This window comes from Cupriavidus sp. 05L411, assembly GCF_056398045.1.
In genome coordinates, this window is the sequence record NZ_JBFTOQ010000012.1 from 143,959 (window position 1) to 164,948 (window position 20,990).

23 protein-coding genes are annotated in these 20,990 nt (G+C 66.6%); 12 read left to right on the forward strand and 11 right to left on the reverse strand.

Features of this window, described 5'->3' with window-relative positions; genetic code table 11:
• Positions 1 to 70 precede the first annotated feature (70 nt).
• The 4 genes from AC1DQR_RS16855 to AC1DQR_RS16870 all read right to left on the reverse strand — a co-directional run bounded on the left by AC1DQR_RS16855 (position 71) and on the right by AC1DQR_RS16870 (position 3,675).
• On the reverse strand, positions 71 to 820 hold the full coding sequence (locus AC1DQR_RS16855) for an SDR family oxidoreductase (RefSeq protein ID WP_416050977.1): 750 nt from the start codon (positions 818 to 820) through the stop codon (positions 71 to 73).
• Positions 821 to 1,043: 223 nt separating this feature from the next.
• Entirely contained in the window at positions 1,044 to 2,693 is a 1,650-nt protein-coding gene (locus AC1DQR_RS16860; RefSeq protein WP_416050976.1) for an acyl-CoA synthetase, read from the reverse strand.
• Positions 2,694 to 2,852: 159 nt separating this feature from the next.
• Entirely contained in the window at positions 2,853 to 3,440 is a 588-nt protein-coding gene (locus AC1DQR_RS16865) for an SH3 domain-containing protein (RefSeq protein ID WP_477133395.1), read from the reverse strand.
• A gap of 67 nt (positions 3,441 to 3,507) precedes the next feature.
• On the reverse strand, positions 3,508 to 3,675 hold the full coding sequence (locus tag AC1DQR_RS16870) for a hypothetical protein (protein ID WP_006164149.1): 168 nt from the start codon (positions 3,673 to 3,675) through the stop codon (positions 3,508 to 3,510).
• A gap of 186 nt (positions 3,676 to 3,861) precedes the next feature.
• Between AC1DQR_RS16870 and AC1DQR_RS16875 the strand changes: the two genes are divergently transcribed.
• Positions 3,862 to 4,416 carry a YbhB/YbcL family Raf kinase inhibitor-like protein gene (locus AC1DQR_RS16875; RefSeq protein ID WP_416050974.1) on the forward strand — a complete coding sequence of 185 codons (555 nt, stop codon included), beginning with the start codon at positions 3,862 to 3,864 and terminating at the stop codon, positions 4,414 to 4,416.
• 522 nt (positions 4,417 to 4,938) lie between these two features.
• Positions 4,939 to 6,144 carry an NAD(P)/FAD-dependent oxidoreductase gene (locus AC1DQR_RS16880; protein ID WP_477133410.1) on the forward strand — a complete coding sequence of 402 codons (1,206 nt, stop codon included), beginning with the start codon at positions 4,939 to 4,941 and terminating at the stop codon, positions 6,142 to 6,144.
• Positions 6,145 to 6,183: 39 nt separating this feature from the next.
• On the opposite strand, the gene AC1DQR_RS16885 is transcribed toward AC1DQR_RS16880, so the two are convergent.
• The 3 genes from AC1DQR_RS16885 to AC1DQR_RS16895 form a co-directional block, all read right to left on the reverse strand.
• Entirely contained in the window at positions 6,184 to 6,723 is a 540-nt protein-coding gene (locus AC1DQR_RS16885; protein WP_416050973.1) for an RrF2 family transcriptional regulator, read from the reverse strand.
• Between the two features lie 121 nt (positions 6,724 to 6,844).
• A complete protein-coding gene (locus AC1DQR_RS16890) occupies positions 6,845 to 7,639 on the reverse strand; it encodes an SDR family NAD(P)-dependent oxidoreductase (RefSeq protein ID WP_416050972.1) in 795 nt (264 codons plus the stop codon).
• Between the two features lie 113 nt (positions 7,640 to 7,752).
• Positions 7,753 to 7,950, reverse strand: coding sequence for an OmpA family protein (locus AC1DQR_RS16895; RefSeq protein WP_416050971.1), 198 nt, complete (start codon positions 7,948 to 7,950; stop codon positions 7,753 to 7,755).
• Between AC1DQR_RS16895 and purT the strand changes: the two genes are divergently transcribed.
• Complete coding sequence (gene purT / locus AC1DQR_RS16900) at positions 7,949 to 9,154, forward strand: formate-dependent phosphoribosylglycinamide formyltransferase (RefSeq protein ID WP_416050970.1); 1,206 nt, start codon at positions 7,949 to 7,951, stop codon at positions 9,152 to 9,154. The genes AC1DQR_RS16895 and purT overlap by 2 nt on opposite strands.
• Before the next feature lie 41 nt (positions 9,155 to 9,195).
• Here the strand turns inward: purT and AC1DQR_RS16905 are convergent, their stop codons facing one another.
• Entirely contained in the window at positions 9,196 to 9,591 is a 396-nt protein-coding gene (locus AC1DQR_RS16905) for a PIN domain-containing protein (protein WP_477133396.1), read from the reverse strand.
• Positions 9,588 to 9,830, reverse strand: a complete 243-nt coding sequence (locus AC1DQR_RS16910) for an antitoxin (RefSeq protein WP_416050968.1) — start codon at positions 9,828 to 9,830, stop codon at positions 9,588 to 9,590. Before AC1DQR_RS16910 ends, AC1DQR_RS16905 begins: the two co-directional genes overlap by 4 nt.
• A gap of 158 nt (positions 9,831 to 9,988) precedes the next feature.
• Between AC1DQR_RS16910 and AC1DQR_RS16915 the strand changes: the two genes are divergently transcribed.
• Together AC1DQR_RS16915 and AC1DQR_RS16920 are read left to right on the forward strand one after the other, a co-directional pair.
• The gene (locus tag AC1DQR_RS16915) at positions 9,989 to 10,687 is read left to right on the forward strand and encodes an aspartate/glutamate racemase family protein (protein ID WP_477133397.1); all 699 of its coding nucleotides are present in this window, start codon (positions 9,989 to 9,991) and stop codon (positions 10,685 to 10,687) included.
• 67 nt (positions 10,688 to 10,754) lie between these two features.
• Positions 10,755 to 11,135 (forward strand): DUF427 domain-containing protein, encoded by a 381-nt coding sequence (locus tag AC1DQR_RS16920; protein ID WP_416050966.1) that lies wholly within the window; start codon positions 10,755 to 10,757, stop codon positions 11,133 to 11,135.
• 62 nt (positions 11,136 to 11,197) lie between these two features.
• On the opposite strand, the gene AC1DQR_RS16925 is transcribed toward AC1DQR_RS16920, so the two are convergent.
• Entirely contained in the window at positions 11,198 to 12,001 is an 804-nt protein-coding gene (locus AC1DQR_RS16925) for a GntR family transcriptional regulator (protein ID WP_416050965.1), read from the reverse strand.
• Between the two features lie 198 nt (positions 12,002 to 12,199).
• Between AC1DQR_RS16925 and AC1DQR_RS16930 the strand changes: the two genes are divergently transcribed.
• From AC1DQR_RS16930 to AC1DQR_RS16960, 7 genes are all read left to right on the forward strand, one after another.
• Positions 12,200 to 13,096, forward strand: coding sequence for an isocitrate lyase/PEP mutase family protein (locus tag AC1DQR_RS16930; protein WP_416050964.1), 897 nt, complete (start codon positions 12,200 to 12,202; stop codon positions 13,094 to 13,096).
• A gap of 2 nt (positions 13,097 to 13,098) precedes the next feature.
• Positions 13,099 to 14,499 carry a 3-isopropylmalate dehydratase large subunit gene (leuC, locus tag AC1DQR_RS16935; RefSeq protein ID WP_416050963.1) on the forward strand — a complete coding sequence of 467 codons (1,401 nt, stop codon included), beginning with the start codon at positions 13,099 to 13,101 and terminating at the stop codon, positions 14,497 to 14,499.
• A gap of 2 nt (positions 14,500 to 14,501) precedes the next feature.
• The gene (leuD, locus tag AC1DQR_RS16940) at positions 14,502 to 15,128 is read left to right on the forward strand and encodes a 3-isopropylmalate dehydratase small subunit (protein WP_477133411.1); all 627 of its coding nucleotides are present in this window, start codon (positions 14,502 to 14,504) and stop codon (positions 15,126 to 15,128) included.
• On the forward strand, positions 15,125 to 15,751 hold the full coding sequence (locus AC1DQR_RS16945) for a YbhB/YbcL family Raf kinase inhibitor-like protein (protein WP_416050962.1): 627 nt from the start codon (positions 15,125 to 15,127) through the stop codon (positions 15,749 to 15,751). Before leuD ends, AC1DQR_RS16945 begins: the two co-directional genes overlap by 4 nt.
• Before the next feature lie 58 nt (positions 15,752 to 15,809).
• Positions 15,810 to 16,820, forward strand: a complete 1,011-nt coding sequence (locus tag AC1DQR_RS16950; protein WP_416050961.1) for a Bug family tripartite tricarboxylate transporter substrate binding protein — start codon at positions 15,810 to 15,812, stop codon at positions 16,818 to 16,820.
• 72 nt (positions 16,821 to 16,892) lie between these two features.
• Complete coding sequence (locus AC1DQR_RS16955) at positions 16,893 to 18,347, forward strand: MmgE/PrpD family protein (RefSeq protein WP_477133398.1); 1,455 nt, start codon at positions 16,893 to 16,895, stop codon at positions 18,345 to 18,347.
• 36 nt (positions 18,348 to 18,383) lie between these two features.
• Entirely contained in the window at positions 18,384 to 19,379 is a 996-nt protein-coding gene (locus AC1DQR_RS16960) for a Bug family tripartite tricarboxylate transporter substrate binding protein (protein WP_416050959.1), read from the forward strand.
• A gap of 19 nt (positions 19,380 to 19,398) precedes the next feature.
• On the opposite strand, the gene AC1DQR_RS16965 is transcribed toward AC1DQR_RS16960, so the two are convergent.
• Complete coding sequence (locus AC1DQR_RS16965; RefSeq protein WP_416050958.1) at positions 19,399 to 20,955, reverse strand: MFS transporter; 1,557 nt, start codon at positions 20,953 to 20,955, stop codon at positions 19,399 to 19,401.
• Between the last annotated feature and the right edge of the window lie 35 nt (positions 20,956 to 20,990).

Here is a 20,990-nt window from a genome sequence, read left to right on the forward strand (position 1 = left end):
TGCTGATGCCAGGTCAGATAAGTCAGTAAAGTCAGTTAAGCCAGTTAAGCCAGTTAAGCCCGCTCAAGCCTCACAACTGGCTCATGCCGCCATCGACGATGATCTCCGTGCCGACGATGAACGCCGACTCGGTGGCCGAGAGATGCAGCACCGTTGCCGCGATTTCCTTCGCCTCGCCAAAGCGGCCGAGCGGAACTTGGCTCTTGATCTGGGCAGCGGTGTTGGCGAGGGCGTCGGCGTCCAGGCCGAGCTTGCCGTAGAGCGGCGTGGTCACCGGGCCCGGGCTGAGCACATTGACGCGTACGCCGCGCGGCAGCAGTTCGGCCGAGAGTGTCTTGGCCAGCGAGATGAGGCCGGCCTTGCTGGCCGCATAGACGGCAGATGACGGCATACCGATGTGCGCATTGATGGACCCGTTGAGCACGATCGATGCGCCTGGATTGAACAGCGGTGTCAGTGCCTGGATCTGGAAGAAGGGACCCTTCACATTGGTATTGAAGGTCTGGTCCCACATCGATTCCTCGACATCCGGCAGCGGTGCGAACCTGGCGATGCCCGCGTTGATGAACACGGCGTCGAGCTTGATGCCTTCATCGGTGAGGCGTTTTGCCAGCGCGCGGGCTGCGGCCACGGTGCCGGCGTCATTCTGGATGGCTAGCGCGTTGGCACCCAGCGTGGGCTTGGCGGCCTCCAGCGTCGCGGTGTCCCGGCCCGTCACGATGACGCGCGCGCCCTCGGCGGCGAATGCCTGCGCGGTAGCCAGGCCCATGCCACTGTTGCCGCCAGTGACCAATACGGTTTTGCCTTCGAAGCGATTCATGGTGTTCTCCTGAGAACGTGGTGTGGTGGTGTGAATGGAGTATGGGCAGCGCAGGGCAATAAGCCGTACGAAAGAGTTGGCAATCTTGTTCGATAAGATTGGACATCTTCAGCGGCCCGTCAAAAAGCGCTTCCAGCCACACGCGGACTCGGGAGAAAGGAAAAAGGGCGCTGCCAGGCAGCGCCCTCTCTGTTCTGCTGTGCCAGCAGCCGTGCCGGCAATGCTACGCCTGCGCCTCGCGCTGCCGCGCCACTTCCTGGTTGCGCAGGATAAAGCGCTGGACCTTGCCGCTCGGTGTCTTCGGCAACTCGGGCACGAACTCGATTTCGCGCGGATAGGCGTGGGCAGCGAGGCGATTGCGCACATGCAGGCGCAGTTCTTCGGCCAGCTCCGGGCTCGCCTTGTATTGCGGGCCGAGAACGACAAAGGCCTTGATCAGTTCGGTGCGTTCCGGATCGGGCTTGCCGATGACCGCGGTCTCGACCACCGCCGGATGCTCGATCAGCGCGCTCTCCACATCGAACGGGCCGACACGGTAGCCAGAGGTGGTGATGACATCGTCGGCGCGCCCGATAAAGCTGATGCTGCCATTGGGGTTCAGCTCCGCGGTGTCGCCGCTCAGGTAGTACTGGCCGACGAAGGCGCCGGTGGGCGTGCCATGGTAGCCGGCGAACCAGGCCATCGGCGATTTCGACATATCCAGCGCGAGCGTGCCAGGCTGGCCGGCCGGCAATTCGCGTGCGTCGTCGTCCAGCACCACCACGCGATGGCCCGGGCTGGCGAAGCCGGCCGCGCCCAGGTGCACGGGATGGCGCAGCGCGTGGTGATTGCACAGCACCATGCCGAGCTCGGTCTGGCCGTAGTGATCGTGGATGGTGACGCCGAGCTGGTCGGCGAACCAGCGGATCACTTCCGGGTTGAGTGGCTCGCCCGCGCTGCTGACCGCGCGCAGCTTGCCGCGCAGCGGGCCGGCCACGGCCTGCCCCGCCGCGATCAGCAGGCGATAGGCGGTGGGCGAGCCGGCCAGGTTGGTGATGCCGTACTTGTCGATCATCCGGCATGTGCTCTCGATGCTGAATGGGCCGTCATAGAACGTGGTGGGATGGCCCAGGGCCAGAGGCCCGGTCACCGCGTAATACAAGCCATAGGCCCAGCCAGGATCGGCGAGGTTCCAGAATGCATCCTCGGGGCGCAGGTCGACCGCGTCGCGCATATAGCCCGCGAACGCAGCCACGGCCTTGAGCGGCACCAGCAGCGGCTTGGCGGGGCCGGTGGTGCCGGAGGTGAACATCATCAGGAACGGATCGTCGCCGGTGCGCATGACCGGATCGAACCGGGCCGGATGGCGGTCGAGCTCCGCCCAGAAACTGAAGTCTCCGCGCGCGATGCCGCGGCCCTTGGTGCCGCCAACGGTGAGTACTTGGGGGCAGTTCTCCACCTCATCGAGCTTGCCGCGATTGGCGCCGTCGGTGACCACGAGCCGGGCGCCGGAGGTTTGCAGCCGATGCTCGATGGCCTTGGGGCCAAAGGCCGTGAACAACGGCTGGTAGACCGCGCCGGCGCGCCAGGTGCCCAGGATGGTGACAAGCAACTCCGGGGTGCGCGGCAGCAGGCCAGCCACACGATCGCCGGGGCCGATGCCCTGCGCCGCGAGGAAGTTGGCAAACTGCGCGGAGAGCTTCTGCAACTGGCTGAAGGTATAGGTCTCGCTGGTGCCGTCGCGGCTCTCCCAGAACAGCGCGATGCGCCCTGGCAGTGCATGGCGGTCGCAGCATTCGACACAGGCATTGATGGCATCGAGCTTGCCGCTCAGGCGCTCCGAGATCGATGCCTCATAGGAAAAGCCGGCGATAGCCTCGGCGTAGTCGCGCATGGTGGTCTCCTGGTTTTCTTGTATGAATCGCAGCCGTCCGTATGGACAGGGGGTGCGCGAAATTCTGGGCCACGCCGGCGTGCCCGGCAATGGCCAAAATTTCCAGGCTGGCTGAACCCGTTTGCCAGTGTGCGTCGCGAGGGCCGTTTGGGCGGGCTGCTATCGGCCGCCGTGGCCACCATGGCCACCATGGCCGCCGCCTCCGTGACCGCCACCACCATGACCGCCGCCGCCCCCACCCCCGTGACCACCGCCGCCACCGTGACCACCACCATGGCTGCCTCCGCCCCCATGACCAGGCGGACGGCCGGGCGGATAACCACCTGGCGGGCGCACATGTACTGGCGGATAGCCCGGTCCCGGCCCATATGGCGGACGATGCGCCCAGCGTCCTTGGTCGTGGTACCAAGGCCGTCCGCGATAGTAGTTACCCCAGTAGGAGCCGATGGAGAACGTGATGATGGGAAGGCCAATCACGGTGCCGTAGTTCAGCACAGGAACACTGCCGCCCCGATAGGCGTACCCAAGCTGCCCGGCATAGACCCAGCCACGCAGGTTGGGCAGCGCCACGTCGCACCATGTGTACTGGCTGACGCACCCCATCACGGTGAGCGGCACGCCGCCGGACAGTTGCGCTACCACCGGGTAATCCGGCGCGGGTCCGGCACGCAAGTTGACGGGGCCAGTGGTAAAGGCTTGGGCAGGCTGCGCAAGCGCCACACCGGGCGCGGCCAGCAATGCGGTCACTCCCGCTAGAACGCACTTAACGGCCACTCGGCGCATCCAGGCCTCCGCGGCCGCTGGTGATTGTGGTTTAYCCCACCACGTGCCATGGCGAGACGGAGAACGCCACCATCAGGACGGAAACGATGGCGGGCGCACCGTATTTGATCGCGAGCGATTGGGAGAGTGTGCCGAGCAAGACATAGAGGCACACCAAGCCGATCGCGCACATGAACACAAGGCTTTGATAATCTTGCATGGATGTCTCCTTTAGTCGTTATATTTTTAACGTTATTTCTAATGACATCGTCCGTACTTAGCAACAGCCTTGAGCACGATCAAGCCCATATTAAGTCTGGTCAATCGTGAATGCCAGAGGGTATACGCGCACCTTCCTTTGCGTGTGCCGAATACATTCCACTCATTCCATCGGAGCGAGACACAAATGAATCTCATCAGAACACGCTTCGCGCCGCTGGCTGGCGCACTGGTTTTGGGCTGCATTGGCACGGCATATGCGGCAGGCATGCAAGTGTCGTCCGCATCGTTCGCGGATGGGGCGACGATCCCTACGCTGTATGGCAACAATACGTCCGATTGCGGCGGAAAAGGCGTGTCGCCGCAGGTGTCGTGGTCGAATCTTCCCGCCGGCACCAAGTCCATGGCGGTGCTGCTACTGGATCCTGACGGCAATATGGGGCTAGGCAATTCGCATTGGGTCGCCTACAACATCGCCGCCGATCGCGGTCAGTTGAAGGAAGGCGAGGGCCAGGCCGATGGCCACGGCGTCACCGTTGGCAAGAATGTACGGGGCGAGCCGATTTATCGTGGACCTTGTCCGCCGATTGGTGATGCGCCGCACCATTATGTGTTGACCGTCATCGCCACAGACCTTGCGCCAACCGCGCTGCCACCCGGCCTGAACAGGGACGAACTGATGCAGGCGCTGAAAGGCCATGCGCTGGGCGGCCAAAGCGTCATCGGAAGATATGCGCGCTAAGCGGCTGCGTATCTTTTTGAGCGCATCGTTCGGGAGCAAGAGGCTAAATGAAAATGAATAAAGCTAAAGGCATTAGCCATCAGGAATAGCAGAATAGCCCTCGGAAGTAAGCCACGGCGATAACTGCAAAAGCAATTCGCCAAGACCCGCCACACCGGCGCCGCGCGAGTGTTGCCCGCACGGTGCCGGCCATCACAGGGTGGCAACCAACACCAACACCAACACCACCACCACCACCACCACCAACACCAACGCCGCCACCACTGACGTGCCAACGTGATGTCGAACATCACGCAATGCTGCTTGGCGCGCTCGATTCCCTCGCTACGATTTCGTGCTGCTGCCGCAGGCAAGGCGCATCGCGTGCCGCGTGCGGCGAGCGATGCGCTGGCAACGTGCCGCGAAAAAATCCCTTGAGTTTCAAAACTACGACTCATAGAATCGGAGTTGTGGGCCGGCGCGTGGCACGGCGTGCGAGGTCCGGCAGCATGAACCCATGCGTAAATTCAGAGGAGTTGCATGATGGCCAAACGTATCCTGATCATTGGCGCCGGCTTCGCCGGTATGTGGAGTGCGCTGGGCGCGGCGCGCCTGATCGATCTGCACGGCCAGAAGGATGTGGAGATCGCGCTGATCGCGCCCCAGCCGGAACTGCATGTGCGTCCGCGCTTCTATGAGGCAGGCGCCGCGCGGATGAAGGCGCCGCTGCGCGACATCTTCAATGCGGTCGGCGTCAGGTTCATCCAGGGCACCGTCGAGCGGATCCATGCGGACCGCAATGAGGTCGAGGTGGTTGGCGCCGATCAAGCGAGGTCCACGCTGTCCTATGACCGCCTCGTGCTCGCTACGGGCAGCCGCCTGTTCCGCCCGCAGATCCCAGGCCTGGACAAGCATGCGTTCAGCGTGGACCAGATCGATGAAGCGGCCGAGCTGGAGGCGCATATCAAGCGCCTTGCCGATCATCCGGCATCCGCCGCGCGCAATACCATCGTGGTGGCCGGTGGCGGCTTCACCGGCATCGAGACCGCGGCCGAAATGCCGGCGCGCCTGCGCGAAGCGCTGGGCGAGGACGCCGAGGTGAACGTCATCGTGGTCGATCGCCATGACGAAGTGGCCGCCGAGCTCGGCGCCGGCCCGCGTCCCGTCATCACGCAAGCGCTTGAAGAGCTTGGCGTGACCTGGCGGCCAGGCGCGTCGGTGGCATCGGTCGACGAGAACGGCCTGACCACGGCAGACGGCGAGCGCATCGATGCCAAGACGGTGATCTGGACGGCGGGCGTGCGCGCCAGCGCGCTCACGCAGCAGATCCCCGCGCAGCGCGATGCATTCGGTCGCCTGCATGTGGACAGCAACCTGCGCGTCAAGGGCGTGGACGCCGTGTTCGCCACCGGTGATGTCGCTTATGCCGCCACGGACGATGACGGCAACTATGCCGCGATGTCATGCCAGCACGCGATGAACCTTGGCCGCTCGGCGGGGCACAACGTTGCTGCGGACCTGCTCGGCCTCGCACCAATTCCCTACCGCCAGCCGAGGTACGTTACCTGCCTGGACCTGGGCCCGTGGGGCGCGGTCTACACCGAGGGCTGGGAGCGTGAAGTCAAGCTCGTTGGCGCGGACGCCAAGGCGCTGAAGGGCCGGATTAATTCCGAATGGATCTATCCACCCAGCGCCGATCGCGCGCAGGCATTGGCCGCGGCCAATCCCGATCGCACCGTGGTAGCGTAAATCCGCTGCGTTGGCTGGCCGGAATCGCGCTCGCCAAGCCTAGTCTTTTTCTGACGTATCGCGCTCGCCGCGCCGGTGGGTGGCGCGGTCGGCGAGCCATCGCACTACGTGCGGGCCGAAGTTGGCCGGTGCCTTGACGATGGTCCGCTCGGCGAGATCGGCGAGCGTGTGCTTGGCCAGCTCCTGCCGCATGGCCTTTTCTGCCGCCTGCATGACGGCATGGATGGAGCAGATGCCACGGGTGGCCCAGGCGGGCGGCGACGCATCGAACAGCGCGCAGCGCTCGCGGATCTCGCGGCAGTCGAACAGCGCCTTGTCGCCGTCGATCGCTTGCACGACCTCCATGACCGTGATCTTTGCCGCCGGCCGCGCCAGCGAGAAGCCGCCGCGAATGCCTTCGGTGGCCACGACCAGGTTGGCCTTGGCCAGCTTGGTGAACAATTTGGCGAGGTATTCGGCAGGGACACCCTGCAGCTCGGCCAGGTCGCGCACGCTGGCTTCCTTGACGCTTGCCGTTGGGTCGGCGAGGAACAGGAGGCAGTGCAGTCCGTATTCGACGCCCGTGCTGATGTGGGACATGGCTTAACTGAGATAGATTGAATCGTAGTTCAGCCTATACAGATTCAGGGCGAAGCGCAAGCGTCGGGAACGGCCAACTGGCGCGGCCGCATGGCCGCGCAAGGAAAGCCGCGCACAGGACTCAGGCGATCGTATCCACAACCCCGCCGTCCACGCGCAATGCGGCGCCGGTGGTGGCCGAGGCTTGCGGGGAGCAGGCATAGACGATCATGTTGGCGACTTCTTCGACGCTGGCGGCACGCTGGATGATCGAGGTGGAACGGTGTGTCTTGACGAAGTCCGCTGCCACGGCTTCGGCGGATTGCCCCGAGCTTGCCATGGCATCCTTGAGCATGTCGGTGACGCCCTCCGACAGCGTGGGGCCGGGCAGTACCGCGTTGACGGTCACGCCGGTACCGGCAAGCCGCTTGGCCAGCCCGCGCGAGACTGCCAGTTGCGCGGTCTTGGAAAAGCCGTAGTGGATCATGTCGGCGGGGATGTTCAGTGCCGACTCCGACGAGACGAACACGATCCGTCCCCATTTACGCTCGGCCATGGATGGCGCATAGGCCCGCGACAGCCGCACGCCCGACATGACGTTGGTTTCGAAGAAGCGGGTCCACTCGCTGTCGGGCGTCTCAAAGAAGTCCTGCGGCTGGAAGATGCCAAGGTTATTTACCAGCACATCCACCCGGGGATGGGCCGCCACCAGGCGGGCGCAGGCCTCGGGGTCGGCAAGGTCGCCGACGAAGCCCGTCACGTCAGCGCCGGCAACGGCGGCGCGCAGCGCTTGCAAGGCCTTGTCCACCGTGGCGTCGCTGCGCCCGTTGAGGATGACGCGGGCGCCTGCGCCAGCGAGTCCCTTGGCCGTTGCGAAGCCGATGCCGGCGGTGGACCCTGAAACAAGGGCGATCTTGCCCGTGAGATCAATTTTCATGGCCATTCCTGTTATGCCCGGTTATGCCTGGTTATGCCCGGTAGGGAGGCCTGCCGAGCGCAGGCCGACTGACCTAGTGTATTGGCTCCGTGGATTTCGGCAAGGCTTGTTCCTCAGGCAGCCACGCGCACCAGTTCCACCCTCCGGTTCTTGCCGCGGCCTTCCTCGCTGGCATTGTCGGCAATCGGCTTGCTGGCGCCAAAGCCCTCGGCACGCACGCGGGACTTGTCGACGGCTTGCCGACCCGCCTGGGCGCGCTCTTTCGGTCCACGTACAATCGCTGTTTTTACTTGATCCCAAGGGTCCCACATGACCACTATCGGCACCCCTCTCTCGCCTGGCGCGACCAAAGTCATGCTGCTGGGCTCCGGCGAGCTCGGCAAGGAAGTCCTGATCGCGCTGCAACGCCTCGGCGTTGAAACGATTGCGGTGGACCGCTATGCCGATGCGCCCGGCCAGCAGGTGGCGCACCATGCGCGCACTATTTCCATGAGCGACCCGGACCAGCTCAAGGCGCTGATCGAGGCCGAGAAGCCGGACCTGGTGGTGCCGGAGATCGAGGCCATTGCCACGCAGATGCTGGAGACGCTGGAAGCCGCCGGTGTGGTGCGCGTCATCCCCACGGCGCGCGCGGCGCGCCTGACCATGGACCGCGAAGGCATCCGCCGCCTGGCCGCGGAGACGCTCGGCGTGCCCACCAGCCCCTACAAGTTCTGCGACTCGCTGGAAGAGCTGCAGGCCGCCATCGATAGCGGCATCGGCTACCCGTGCGTGGTCAAACCGGTGATGAGCAGCTCCGGCAAGGGCCAGAGCAAGATTGACGGCCCCGCCGACGTCAAGGCCGCATGGGACTACGCCATGGCCGGTGGCCGTGTCAGCCACGGCCGCGTGATCGTGGAAGGCTTCATCGACTTCGACTACGAAATCACGCTGCTGACGGTGCGCGCGATCGGCGCCGACGGCCAGGTGGAAACGCAGTTCTGCGAGCCGATCGGCCACGTGCAGGTCAGCGGGGATTACGTGGAAAGCTGGCAGCCGCATCCGATGCATCCGGCCGCGCTGCAAAAATCCCAGCAGATTGCGCAGGCCGTCACCGCCAACCTGGGCGGGCAAGGCCTGTTCGGCGTGGAACTGTTCGTCAAGGGCGAGCAGGTCTGGTTCAGCGAAGTCAGCCCGCGTCCACATGACACCGGCATGGTGACCATGATCACCCAGTGGCAGAACGAGTTCGAGCTGCACGCGCGCGCCATTCTCGGCCTGCCGGTCAGCACCGCGCTCAAGAGCCCGGGTGCCAGTGCGGTGATCTATGGCGGCGTGGATGCCAAGGGCGTAGTGTTCGACGGCGTGGATGAGGCGCTGCGCGTGCCGCAGACCGAGCTGCGCTTGTTTGGCAAGCCAGAGAGCTTCACCAAGCGCCGCATGGGCGTGGCGCTGGCGTATGACGCCGATGTGGAAGCGGCCCGCGTGCGCGCCAAGGATGCGGCGGGACGTGTGAAGCCGCGCGTGGCAGGCTGAGCGTATTGCGCGAGGAGGGATAGAGCCCGCGCGCGCGCGCTCTATCCGCCCTCCCAATCCTCGACGCGCAGGCCAGGTACGCGTTGAAACTCGCGGGTGTTGTGGGTGACAAGTGTCAGGGCTCGGGCGCGGGCCTGGCCCGCAATCAGTACATCGTAAGGGCCAATTGGTGTGCCGGCTGTGGCTAGCGCCGCTCGCAACTCACCGGCGTGACGCGCATCTTCGCGGTCGAAATCCAGCACCTCGAATTGCAACCCTTCGACCCGAGCGAGGTTTACCGTGGCGCGTTGGCTCTTGAACGCGCCATAGAATAGCTCGTGCGCCACAATGGCCGGGATGCCGAAATCTTGCGGCTGGTGTTGCCGCAATCGCTTCAGAAAGCCTGCGTGGCCTCTCAGGAGCGCAATGACGGCATTRCTGTCGAGCAGGAATTTCACTTAAAAAAATCCAGTTCTGGCCGGCTCTGATCTGCGGGCTGTTCGCTTGCCGCCTGCGCGAAGTCTTCGTCCAGCGGGCCGACGATGGGATCCAGCCACGCCCAATCGCTGACAATAGGCTCCAGGATGACGGCGTTGCCATGGCGGCGAATGCGCACCTCGCTTGCCTCGAAACGGAAGTCTTTCGGCAAGCGTACGGCTTGCGATCGCCCAGACCAGAAGATTTTCGCGGTATCCATGCCGCACTCCTGTTGAGTGAGATATACCAAAAGTATATGCCGGAGAGCCGAGGCGTTCAATAGCGATTAGTGATTTATGATGCCTATTGATTGGCCTCTACCAGCCAAATTCGTTCAAACGCTGCATTCCCTGATCACATCGCATGGAGCCGTCCGTCATGACCCTGCATATCGGCATCGTTGCCTGCTCCGCCGAAGGCGCCGCGCTTTGCTACCGGACCATCTGCATGGAGGGCGCGCGGCTGCTCGGGCCGCATGCGCATCCCGAGATATCCATGCACACCCCGTCGCTTGCCGAGTACGTCAAGCACCTGGATCGCGGTGACTGGCAGGCCGTAGGTGAGTTGATGCTCACCTCTGCCAGCAAGCTCGCCGGCATGGGCGTGGATTTCCTGATCTGTCCCGACAACACCATTCACCAGGCGCTGCCGTACGTGGTGGCGCGTTCGCCGCGGCCCTGGCTGCATATTGCCGAGGTGGTCGCCGAGAGCGCGGCGGCGCGCGGCTTCACCCGCCTGGGCCTGACGGGAACGCGCTGGCTTGTCGACAGTGAGGTCTACCCCGAAAAGCTTGCCGCGCGCGGGCTCGGCTTTATGCGGCCGGACCCCGCCGAGCGCGATGAAATCAATCGCATCATCATGGACGAACTGGTGGGCGGCATCGCCACCCCGGAAGCACTCACTTACTTCCAGCGGGTTATCGGGCGGATGAAGTCACAGGGTTGCGATGCGGTTGTGCTCGGCTGCACGGAAATCCCGCTGATCGTGAACGATGCCAACTCGCCACTGCCGACGCTGGATTCCACGCGGCTGCTGGCGCAGGCGGCACTGCGCAGGGCGGTGCAAGGCGCATCTTGATGCCGGGCAAGCTGGCGCGTTCACGCGTAGTATTGGCGGGCCCTGCAACACATCAGGAAGCCCAGCCATGACCAGCAAGCCCATCAAGATCCCGGGGCCCGATCATCCGATCGTGATCGAGGCGAACCCCGCGCGCGTCGTCGTGACGCTCGGCGGCGTCGTCATTGCCGACACCCGCAGCGCGCTCACGCTGCGCGAGGCATCCTACCCGGCGGTGCAGTACATTCCGCGCAAGGATGTCGATATGTCACGGCTGGCCCGCACGGACCACGCCACCTACTGCCCGTACAAAGGCGAGTGCGCTTACTACAGCATCCCCGCGGGCGGTGAGCGATCGGTCAATGCGGTGTGGACTTACGAGGCGCCGTATGCCGCCGTCGAGGCCATCAAGGACCACGTGGCCTTCTACCCCAGCCGCGTCGATGCCATCGAGCAGCGGCAGGGCTAGCCAGTGAACGCCAGGGCCGCGCGCCTGGCCAGAACCGCTTCGCTTCATGTTGAAACGGCCTCTTAGCCGCGTGGCACGTCGTGGACGAACTGCCCGGCGCTTAGCGTGTTGACCTTGTCGCCCGAGATATCCATCAGGATGCGGCTGCGTTCCGGGGACATATACACCGTGATGTACTGGACCGGCCGCGACTCCGGGTCATGCAGCAGGCGCACCAGCTTGAGCAGCGGCGCGCCAACCTCCGTGCGCAGCCAGCCCGCATAGGCGGGGTCGGCCGCCTGGGCCGTGATCTCCTGCACCACGCGGCCAAACTTCACCCCCTGCGCCATCAGGATCTCATAGAGCGCGTGCTTGCGCAGCGCCGCTGCCGACACGCGCTTGCCCAGCGCGGCGGGAACCCATGCATCCGTCAGCATCACCGGCGTGCCCTTGATGCTGCGCAGGCGCAGCGCGTGCACGGCTTGTTCGCCCGGGGCGAGTTGCAGCAGTTGGGCAATGTCCGCCGGCGGCACGGCCGTGGTCACCTCAAGGACCTCGACGTCCGTCTCCAGTGCTGCTTTGCGCAGGCCGTCGATCACGCTAAGGCTCGGGCTGCTGCGCCCCGCCGGCATGTCCGCCCGCACAAAGGTGCCAAGGCCATGGCGCCGCTCCACCAGCCCCAGCGCCGCCAGCTCGGATAGCGCCCGCCGCACCGTGATGCGCGAGACGCCAAAGCGCTCGCACAGTGCTTCTTCTTTCGGCAAAGCCCCCGTTTCCGCATAGACGCCGCGCGTGATTTCGTCGCGCAGCACGAGAAAGAGCTGCCGGTGCAGTGAGGTGCCGGGCATATGGCCCAGCGTCGAAGGAGAGTCGGTCGTGCGCGGCATGAGGTGACGGTTTAGTGGCGTGGACAGCATAGCACAACGGTCCAGCGGCGAATTTCCCGATTCTTGACGGAACCGGTAAGTTGTATCTAGAATATAAACACATAAACACAGGGTGGCGGTCGACAACCCGTTCCCCTCCGCGCTGATGCGCACTCCGTACGCATTCCGTCATCCACCGCAAGCACACAGGACCCGTCCATGACCCTCGCAGCTATCCTTCGCCAGCGCCTGCAGGCGCCCGGCATGATCATCGCGCCCGGCGCTTACGACGCCATCGGCGCGCGCCTGATCGAGCAGGCCGGCTTCTCCGCTTGCTACATGACTGGCGCCGGCACGTCGGCGGCGCGCGGCTTCCCTGATTTCGGCCTGCTGACGATGAGCGAGATGGTTGAAAACGCCGCAGTGATGGCGCGCTCCGTGTCGATCCCGCTGATTGCCGACGCCGACACCGGCTACGGCAATCAGCTTAACGTCACCCGCACCGTGCGCGAGTACGAGGCCCGTGGCGTGGCAGCGATCCATATCGAGGACCAGGTTGCACCCAAGCGTTGCGGCCATCTGGATGGCAAGGAGGTGGTCTCGCGCGTGGAGTTCGTCTCCAAGATCCGCGCGGCGGTGCAGGCGCGCCGCACGCCGGATTTCGTCATCATCGCGCGCACCGATGCGCGCGCCATGCTCGGGCTGGAAGAGGCCATCTGGCGCGCCAACGCCGCGCTGGAAGCTGGCGCGGACCTGGCCTTCGTGGAAGCCACGCAGACCATCGAGGAAGTCGCGGCAGTGCCGCGGCTGGTGCGCGGCCCTTGCCTGCTGAACGTGGTGCCCGGCGGCCGCACGCCGATCTTCGACCTGCGCGAGGCCGAGGTCATGGGCTATAAGCTGGCCATCCTGCCGGGCCTGATGCTCAAGGCCGCGATCCAGGCGGGCGACGAAGCGCTTGCCGAGCTCAAGGCCACCTTTACCGCGCCGGGCGTGTCGGCCAGCGTGGGGCAGACCTTCCGGCGCTTCGGCGCTGATGAATGGGATAGCCTGCGCCAGCGCTTCAATGCCGGCGAGCGCGCCACCAACCCCGACGCGCCGGCAAGCGCAAAGGCTTGACGATGGCGCGCACTCTCTTTGACAAGCTCTGGGACGCGCACGTGGTGCGTGAGCTCGGCGATGGCTGGGCGCTGCTGCACATCGACCGTCACTTGCTGCACGATCTTTCCGGCCCGCCGGCGCTGGCCGAGGTGGCGGCACGCGGCCTGCCGCTACATGATCCGGCGCTGGTGTTCTCCACGCCGGACCACGCCGTCTCCAGCCAGCCCGGGCGCGATGGCAATACCCATGTGCCGGGCGGGCGCCTGTGGTCTGCGCTGCGCGATCGCTCGGCCGCGGCGGGTGTGACGATGTTCGACCTTGGCCAGCCGGGGCAGGGCATCGTCCACGTGATGGGCCCAGAGCTTGGCATCGTGCTGCCCGGCCTGACGGTCATCTGCGGCGACAGCCATACCTGCACCAATGGCGGCCTGGGCGCGATGGCCTTCGGCGTGGGCTCGTCCGAGAGCACGCACGCGCTTGCCACGCAGACGCTGCGCCAGCAAAAGCCGCGGCGCATGCGCATCCGATGCGACGGCGTGCTGGCCGAGGGCATCACCGCGAAGGATCTGGCGCTGCATATCATCGGCTGCCTCGGCGCTGCGGCCGGCGGCGGCTATGCCATCGAGTTTGCCGGCACGGCCATCGAAGCGCTGGAAGTGGAAGGGCGCCTGACGCTGTGCAACCTGAGCGTGGAACTGGGCGCGCGCTTTGGCATGGTGGCGCCCGATGCGCGCACCATCGAATGGCTGCGCGGCCGCCCGTATGCGCCCACCGGCGCGCAGTTCGACGTCGCGGCCGAGTACTGGCGCACGCTCGCCACCGATGCCGGTGCCGTGTTCGATCGCGAAGAGGTGATCGATGCCGCCGCCGTGGCGCCCACCATCACGTGGGGCACCAGCCCCGAGCACGCGATGGCGATCGACGGGCATATTCCCGATCCGGCCGCCGCCAGCAACCAGGCGGCCAGTGCAGCCATTGGCGCCGCGTTGGATTACATGGGCCTGGCACCCAATGCCCCCATCGCCGGTACGCCGGTGGACTGGGTCTTTATCGGTTCCTGCGCGAACTCGCGCCTGTCCGACCTGCGCGCAGCGGCCGCCGTGGCGCGCGGGCGGCGCGTGGCCCCGGGCGTGACCGCCTGGGTGGTGCCGGGCTCGGAGAACGTCAAGCGCGCGGCCGAGGCCGAAGGGCTGCGTGCCGTGTTCGAGGAGGCGGGCTTTGCCTGGCGCGAGCCCGGCTGCAGCATGTGCGTGGCCGCCAACGGCGAGCAGGTGCCGCCCGGGCAGCGCTCGGTCTCCACCTCCAACCGAAATTTTGTCGGGCGTCAGGGGCCAGGTGCCCGCACCCATCTTGCCAGCCCCGCGATGGCCGCCGCCGCCGCGGTCACAGGCTGCATTGCCGACGTACGGAAACTCACATGACCATGCAACCCTTTACGGTCGTAACGGGCGCTGCCGTGCCGCTGTTGCGCGCCAACGTCGACACCGACGTGATCATCCGCATCGAGCGGCTCACCGCGTTGCCGCGCGAGCAACTCGGCCCCTACGCGCTGGAAGCGCTGCGCTACCGCGCCGATGGCAGCGAGGACCCGGGCTGCGTGTTCAACCAGCCGGCGTTTCGCGGCGCGCCGGTACTGCTGGCCGGCGCCAATTTTGGCTGCGGATCCTCGCGCGAGGGCGCGGTGTGGGCGCTGATGGGCCTGGGCGTGCGCTGCGTGATCGCGCCGAGCTATGGCGATATCTTCTACAACAACTGCTTCCAGAATGGCGTGCTGCCGATCCAGCTCCCCGCCGAAACGGTGCAAGCGCTGGCCGCGCAATGCGCAAGCGGCGCGCCGGTGCGCGTGGACCTGGCGAGCGCCACGCTGACCGCGCCCGATGGCGCGACCGTCGCGTTTCCCGTCGACCGGCTGCGTCGTGCAGCCCTGCTGCATGGACTGGACGATATCGGCCTTACGCTCAAGGACGACGCGCTGATCCGTGCCTGGCAGCAAGCCGATCGCACCTGCCGGCCCTGGGCCTGGACGGTGCGCCGGCAAAACGTGGCATGAACGCCCGGTTGCAGCATCCGCTGTTGCTGCGCGCAGCCGGCCTGCTGCTGCGCGGACGCCACGCGGGCGATGGCAGCCTGGCTTGCGGCGACGCCGTGCTGGCCGCATTGCCCCAGACGCTGGCGCTGCACAGCGCGTCGTTTGCCGATCACGGCGCGATGCCCATGCGCCACGCGGGCGCGGGCGTGGGCGCCAACTGCTCGCCCGCGCTGGCCTGGACGGGATTGCCGGCAACGGCCACGCACTGGCTGTTGATGGTCGAGGATCCGGATGTGCCGCTGGCTTACGCCATCGTGCACGCGCTTGCCTGGGGCCCGGCCTCGGTCGGCGCGCTGGCCGAAGGCGCGCTGTCGCGCGCGCCGCTGCCGGGCGGCGTGACACTGGCCGTCAACGGGTTGGGCCACGCAGCTTACGACGGCCCCCGGCCTCTGCCGGGACACGGGCCACATCGCTACGTGTTCCAGCTGTTCGCGCTTGCCGCCGAGCCGCCAGCCGCTCTTGCGCGCGAAGCGCTGATGGCGTGGCTGCGCGCGCATGCCATCGCGCGGGGCCGGCTCGATGGCGTGTTCCAGCGCGACTGGCGTGGCCGGCCGCTGACTCCAGCGAACGTCGCGCCGGCTTGAGTGCTCGCACGGCCAGCCGGAAACACCACGGGTTACCACTAAGAAATACGGAGACAACATGCCATCCCTGATCCAACGACAAACCAGGCGCCTAGCCGTCGGCCCGCTCGCCATCGGCGCGACACTGCTGTCGGCCGGCACGCTAGCCTTCGCCGCCAGCCCTTCCGCCAGCCCCGGCGCATGGCGCCCGGACCGTCCGGTCACACTGGTGGTCCCCTATAGCGCCGGCGGTGGTACGGACGCCACCGCGCGCGCGGTGTCCAAGCCGCTTGGCGTGCTCTGGGGCCAGCCTGTGGTGGTGGAGAACCTCCCGGGCGCCGACGGCCTGATTGGCACGCGGCGCGTAATGGAGGCGAAGCCCGATGGTTATACCCTGCTGCTGCAGGTGCCGGCTATCGTGGCCACCAGGTACACGCCCGGGCTCAAGGGCGTCGACCCGTTGGCGCGGCTCGGCCCCATCACGGCGATTTCGCAGTCGCCCGCCGCGGTGGTAGCCAGCGCCAAGCTGCCCGTGAAAACGTTCGCGGAACTCGTGCAGTACTGCAAGACCGTAGCCAAGACCTGTTCGCTTGGCACCGGCGAAAGTCTAGCGCGCATCTCCGGCAAGCAACTGGCGGCGGAGGCGGGCTTGCCTAACCTCATTGTCGTCAACTACCGTGGCACTGGCGCCATCGTCACGGACCTGATCGCCAACAACGTCAACCTGGCGTTCACCGGCATCACTGCCGCGCTGCCGCACTACAAGGCGGGTACGCTGAAGATCCTTGCCACGCAGGGGCACAAGCGCGCCGCCGCGCTGCCTGATGTGCCTACCACGGCCGAGGCCGGTTACCCGCAGTTCCAGTCGGTCACCTGGTATGGCCTGTTCGCGCCCAAGGGCACCCCGGCGGCGATCACGCAGGGCATTGTCGCCGCGCTGCGCGAGGCCGTGAAGGATCCGGAAGTGCAACGGACCGTCGCCGCCGCGGGCGCCGAGCTGGTGGTGAATTCGCCTGCCGAGTTTGCCGCGCAGGTACGCCAGGAAAGCGAGCGCCTGGGGGCGCTGGTCAAGCAGTATCCATTCGAGTAAGGGGGCCCGACTGCCAGCCGACTGCGCCATTCTCCACGTAGCCTCACGTAACGCCACATAGACAGACACACCATGCAAAACCAGGATCAGGATCAGAATCAGCGCTCCACGCCCATGCCGCCAACCGATCCCGACGGGCCCACCGGCAGGCTCGCCCAATGGCTGGCCGCCTTCCGGCTGGAGCAAGCCAGCGCCACCGCGCGCGAGTGCGCCAAGGCGCTCACGCTCGATGGCATCGGCTGTGCCATCGTCGGCGCGCAATTGCCGTGGTCGCGCACCGCCGCCAACATCGTCCGCCAGATGGAGGGGCWGGGGGACCGCACCATCGTCGGCTGGGGGGCGCGCACCAGCGCGCCGGGCGCCGCGCTGCTCAATGGCACCTTTATCCAGGGGTTTGAGCTTGACGACTACCATCCGCTCGGGCCGCTGCACAGCGCCTCGCTCGTTCTGCCCGCGCTGTGGGCCGCATCCGAAGGCGAGAGCCGCGTCAGCGGGCGGCGCTTCCTGGAGGCGGCCATGGCCGGCTATGAGGTGGGCCCGCGCGTGGGCATGGCCCTGCACGGCGCGCAGATGTTGTCGCGCGGCTGGCATTCCGGATCGGTGTTCGGCACGCACGCGGCCGCCGCCGCGGTGGGCAAGCTGCTGGGGCTCGACGCCGCGCGTTTTGAGGATGCGCTGGGGTTGGCCGGCACGCAGTCGGCCGGGCTGATGGCGGCGCAGTACGAGGCCATGTGCAAGCGCATGCACCACGGCTTCGCCGCGCGCAATGGGCTCTACGCGGCGGTGCTGGCGGCGGGCGGCTACACCGGCATCAAGCGCGTGTTCGAGCGCGAGTACGGCGGCTTTCTCTCGACGTTCGGCGAAGGGCATGCACCGGACGCTGCGCAGATCACCGATGGCCTGGGCGAGCGTTGGGAAGTCGAGCGCATCGTCATCAAGCCGTACGCGGCCATGGGTGGCATCCACGCGCCGCTCGATGCGCTGTTCGACGTGGGCGCGCAGCGCGCGCTCAAGGCCGGGGAGATCGCCGCTATCGAGGTGGATGTGTCGCATGCCGTCTATCACCATGGCTGGTGGGTGCCGCAGCGGCCGCTGACGCCAATCGGCGCGCAGATGAACATCGGCTACGCGCTTGCGGTGGCGGTGCTGGACGGCGCGGCGCTGGTGCCGCAGTTCGCGCCGGCGCGCATCGATGCCGACGATGTCTGGGCGCTGCTGCCGCGTATCGCCGTGCGCCACGATCCCGCCTTCGACGCAGGCGGGCAACGGGCACGCGGGCGCGTGCGTCTGGCCGTGACCTTCACCGACGGGCAGCGCATCGAGGTCAATCGCACGGCATCGCGCGCCATCGAAGCGCCGCAATCGAGCGACGAAGTGGCCGCGAAGTACAGGGCCCTGACGGACGGGCTGATTGCGCCGGAGCGGCAGCAAGCCATCGAGCGCATGGTGCGGGATCTTGAGCAGCTCGACGATGTGCGCGACTTGCTCGCCCTGCTTGCGCCGCCGGTGGGCTGCGCGTTTGACTGAGTGCCTGCCGACAACAAAGAACACCAGGAGTGAGACATGACCCAACGAATCCCCCGGCGTGCCGTGCTGGCCCGGATGGCAGCTTGCGCGATGCTGGCCCTATCCAGCCTTTCGGCCGTTGCCCAGGCGCACTGGCCGGACAAGGCGATCCGCCTGGTGCTGCCATTCTCGGCCGGCGGCCCGGGCGACATCACCACGCGGCTGACCGCGCAGGCGCTTGGCCGGCAGCTGGGCCAGACCGTGATCGTGGACAACAAGCCGGGCGCCGGCGGCATCATCGGCGCCGAGTTTGTCGCCAAGAGCGCGCCCGATGGCTATACGCTGCTGATCGCCGGCAATGGTGCGGTCGCCAACGCGTTGTTGCGCGCGAAGATGCCCTACGCCGACAGCGACCTCGTTCCTGTGGTCAGCACCAATGCGGCGCCGTCGGTGATGGTGGTGGGCGCCGGTGCTGAGCGCAAGGATATCAAGGACCTGAAGGCGCTGCAGGCCTACGGCAACGCCAAGGGTGGCATCACGTTCGGCACCGCCGGCGCCGGCAGCACCGGGCATTTCGTGGCGGAGATGGTGGAGACCGCGCTCGGCGTGCCAGTAACACTGGTGCACTACAAGAGCGGCTCGGAAACGCTTAACGCGGTCATTGGCGGCCAGATCGACCTGGCGTCGGAAGCCCCGGTTGGCGTGCTCGGCTTCCTGCACGGCGGCAAGCTACGCGCGCTGGCGGTGACCGACGACAAGCGCGCGCAGGCGTTGCCGGACGTGCCCACCACGGCGGAGCAAGGCTTTGCAGGCATCCGCATGGAGCACTGGGGCGGCATTTATGCGCCCAAGGGCACGCCGGCGCCGATCCTGGACCGCATCGCGCAGGCCACGCAGGCCGCGTTCCACAGCGATGCCGGCCTGCGCGCGCAGCTCGAGACCTACGGCTACCGCCCCGTGTCGGGCACGCGGGTGGAGTTCACGCGTTTTGTGCAGGACGAGAAGCAGCGCCTTGGCAAGATCGTGCACGACGCGCACATGACGATCGATTGACTGGTTGGCACGACGCGCTTTAGCGGCGCGCCGGCACTTCCACACGCACCGCCTGGTGCGCCGGCGCTTCGTCTTTCATCAGCAGGCGCACCAGAACGGCGCTGAGCAGCGCAACCCCGGCGGCCACGCAGAGAATCCAGGCGAAGCCATCCGCGAAGGCGGTGCGCGCAAGCGGCTCCAGCACGCTGCGCAGCGGTGCTTGCACATCGGCCATCGCGCCGTGCAGGTCGCCGGCCACCACGCGCGGGATGATGTGTGCGGCCAGGCCGGGCATCATCCCCGAGCTTTCCTCATGCGCATGCAGCGCCGTGTCGAATGTAGCCTGGGTACGGTAGGCGAGCAGGCCGCCGAGCAAGCCGAAGGACAGCACGATCGCGCTGAACCGCGTGGTGGTGCTGATGCCGGACGCCATGCCGGAGCGCTCGCGCGGAATGCAGGCCATGATGTTCTTCTGCGTATCGCCGTTGAGCAGGCCCGCGCCGCTGCCGGTGACGGCAATGGCCAGCGCGAAAGGCAGGTAGGACATGGTGACGGCTGCCCACGCGCTGAGCAGGTTGCCGAGGCCGACCAGCACGAGTCCGAACACCAGCATCGACGGCGCGTCCAGCCGTCCCGACAGCTGCACGCCGATGCGCGGAAAGATCAGCATGGTCAGCGCAAACGGCAGCATGGCGGCACCTGAGGCGATCGCCGAGAACCCGAGGCCCGTCTGCAGATATAGCGGGATCAAGGTCATCATCACCTGGGCGCAGGCGGCATAGGCGGCCATGCCGAGCAATGCGCCGATCAGGCGCGGATTGCGGAACAGCGTGAGATCCACCATGGGCCGGCGCTGGATGCGCTCCACGCCGATAAATAGCGCGAAGAGCACGGCGCCGCCGGCCAGCCGCATCTGGGTGTGCGTATCGCCCCAGCCAATGCGGTTGGCCTCGATCAGGGCCCAGATCATCAGGAACAGGCTGCCGCAAAAGCACAGCCCGCCCCACAGGTCGATGCGCGCCGCGCCCGTGTCGCGCGACTCCGCGATATGCCGCAGCACCATGGCGCCCAGCAGGATGCCGACCGGCAGGTTCAGCAGGAACACCCAGCGCCATCCCAACGCCTGGCTGATGACGCCGCCAAGGCCGGGGGCGACCAGCATGGCCACACCCATGCACGCGCCCCAGAAGGCCCACGCCCGGGCGCGCTCGCGCTCATCGTGAAAGGCGTGCGCGATGGTCGCCAGCGCGGAGGTCAGCAGCATGGCCGCGCCCACGCCCTTGACGGCGCGCGCCAGGTTCAGCGCCAGGCTGCTCCCCGCCAGGCCGCAGCCCAGCGAGGCCAGCATGAAGACCGCCAGGCCGGTCAGCAGCATGCGCTTGCGGCCGAACTTGTCGGCCAGGCTGCCCGCGGGCAGCAGGCCACCGGCAAAGGTCAGCATGTAGGCGCTGACCACCCACTCGATATCGGAGAACGTGGCATGCAGGTCGCTCGCGATGCGCGGCAGCGTGACAGCCACGATATTGGTGTCCAGGACGATCAGCGCGCAGGCGCCCGAGGCGGTCAGCAGCGCGGCGCGCGAGTTCATGCCGCTCATGCCGTCTCCCGCTCATACTGCCCTGCCGGCGATAT